The 2691-nt window shown below is 62.6% G+C and carries 1 protein-coding gene; it reads left to right on the forward strand.

Annotated elements, in window-relative coordinates; all coding sequences use genetic code 11:
- Positions 1-13: 13 nt before the first annotated feature.
- Positions 14-2691, forward strand: a 2678-nt coding sequence (acnA, locus tag GOX66_RS25350; RefSeq protein WP_170766670.1) for an aconitate hydratase AcnA, incomplete at its 3' end; no start/stop codon positions are given.

The following is a 2691-nucleotide window of genomic DNA, read 5'->3' on the forward strand; positions in this document are numbered from 1 at the left end:
AGGGAGGTCACAGATGCCGATCAAAGTTGGACAGGATAGCGCCAGGACACGCCGCGGTTTGAGCGTGAATGGCAAGTCCATTTCCTATTATTCGATTCCCGCCGCGCAAGAGGCCGGTCTGGGCGATTTCTCCAGGCTTCCCGCCGCGCTGAAAGTGGTGCTGGAAAACATGCTGCGGTTCGAGGATGACGGGTTTTCCGTTTCGGTCGACGACATCAGGGCGTTTGCCGAATGGGGTGCCAATGGCGGCAGGAACCCGCGCGAGATCGCCTATCGTCCGGCCCGCGTGCTGATGCAGGACTTTACCGGCGTTCCCGCCGTTGTGGACCTCGCTGCGATGCGCGACGGCATCAAGGGCCTGGGTGGCGACGCGCAGAAGATCAACCCGCTGAACCCGGTTGATCTGGTCATCGACCACTCGGTGATGATCGACGAGTTCGGCAACCCGCGCGCCTTCCAGATGAACGTGGACCGCGAATATGAACGCAACATGGAGCGCTACCAGTTCCTGAAATGGGGCCAGTCGGCGTTCAACAACTTCCGCGTTGTGCCCCCCGGTACCGGCATCTGCCACCAGGTGAACCTGGAGTATCTGGCCCAGACCGTCTGGACCGACACCGACCAGAACGGGGATGAGGTCGCCTATCCCGACACGCTGGTCGGCACCGACAGCCACACCACCATGATCAACGGCATGGCCGTTCTGGGATGGGGCGTCGGCGGCATCGAGGCCGAGGCCGCAATGCTGGGTCAGCCGATCTCGATGCTGATCCCCGAGGTTGTGGGCTTTGAACTGACCGGCGATCTGGTCGAAGGCACCACCGGCACCGATCTGGTTCTGAAAGTCGTGGAGATGCTGCGCGAAAAGGGCGTGGTGGGCAAATTCGTCGAATTCTACGGCGAAGGCCTGGACCGTCTGCCGCTGGCCGACCGCGCAACCATCGCCAACATGGCGCCGGAATACGGCGCGACCTGCGGCTTCTTTCCGATCGACGGCGAGACGCTGCGCTACCTGCGCAACACCGGCCGCGACGAGGACCGGATTGCGCTGGTCGAAGCCTATGCCAGGGAAAACGGCTTCTGGCGCGATGCGGATTACGCCCCGATCTACACCGATACCCTGAGCCTCGACATGGGCACCATCGTTCCCGCGATCTCGGGCCCGAAACGCCCGCAGGACTATGTTGCGCTGACCGACGCCAAAGCCGCCTTCACCAGGGAAATGGCCGAGACCTTCAAGCGTCCCATGGGCAAGGAAGTCGCCGTCAAGGGCGAAGATTACACGCTGGACTCGGGCAAGGTCGTGATCGCCTCGATCACCTCCTGCACCAACACCTCGAACCCCTATGTGATGATCGGCGCCGGTCTGGTGGCCCGCAAGGCTGCCGCGCTGGGTCTGAACCGTCAACCTTGGGTCAAGACCTCGCTGGCACCGGGAAGCCAGGTCGTGTCCGCCTATCTTGAGGCCGCCGGCCTGCAGGAAGATCTGGACAAGATCGGCTTCAACCTCGTCGGGTACGGCTGCACCACCTGTATCGGCAACTCGGGCCCGATCCAGCAGGAGATCTCGGAAGCCATTGCCGAGGGCGATCTGGTCGCCACCTCGGTCCTGTCGGGCAACCGCAACTTCGAAGGCCGTATCTCGCCCGACGTGCGCGCCAACTATCTGGCCTCACCGCCGCTGGTTGTCGTCTACGCGCTGGCGGGCACCATGGATATCGACCTGACATCCGAGCCGATCGGCCAGGACAAGGACGGCAATGACGTCTTCATGAAAGACATCTGGCCGAGCCAGCAGGAAGTTGCGGAACTGGTCGAACAGACCGTGACCCGCGAAGCGTTCCAGTCGAAATATGCCAACGTCTTCAAGGGCGATGAAAAGTGGCAGGACGTCGAGGTTCCGCAGCAGGAAACCTATGACTGGCCGGCGACCTCGACCTACATCCAGAACCCGCCCTACTTCCAGGGCATGGGGACCGAGCCGGGCACCATCTCGAACATCGACGGCGCCAGGGTTCTGCTGATCCTGGGCGACATGGTCACCACCGACCACATCTCGCCCGCCGGATCGTTTGCGACCACCACGCCGGCCGGCAAGTATCTGACCGACCGGCAGGTGCAACCGCGCGAGTTCAACTCGTACGGGTCGCGCCGCGGCAATCACGAGGTCATGATGCGCGGCACCTTCGCCAACATCCGCATCAGGAACGAGATGCTGGACGGCGTCGAAGGCGGCTATACCAAAGGCCCCGATGGCGCGCAGACCTCGATCTACGACGCATCGATGGCCTATCAGGCCGAAGGCACGCCGCTGGTCGTGTTTGGTGGCGAACAATACGGCGCGGGCTCGTCGCGCGACTGGGCGGCCAAGGGCACAGCCCTGCTCGGCGTCAAGGCGGTGATCGCCGAAAGCTTCGAGCGTATCCACCGCTCGAACCTGGTTGGCATGGGTGTCATCCCGTTCGAGTTCACCGGCGGCGACAATCGCAAGTCGCTGGGTCTGAAGGGCGATGAGACCGTCTCGATCCACGGTCTGGACTCGGTTGAGCCACTGCAGGAGGTGCCCTGCACCATCACTTACGGCGACGGTACCGAGAATACCATCACCCTCAAGTGCCGCATCGATACCGCACCAGAGATCGAATACATCGAAAACGGCGGCGTACTCCAATACGTCCTAAGAAACCTGGC

It is taken from the genome of Ruegeria lacuscaerulensis, assembly GCF_013031245.1.
Classification (GTDB): Bacteria; Pseudomonadota; Alphaproteobacteria; order Rhodobacterales; family Rhodobacteraceae; genus Ruegeria; species Ruegeria lacuscaerulensis_C.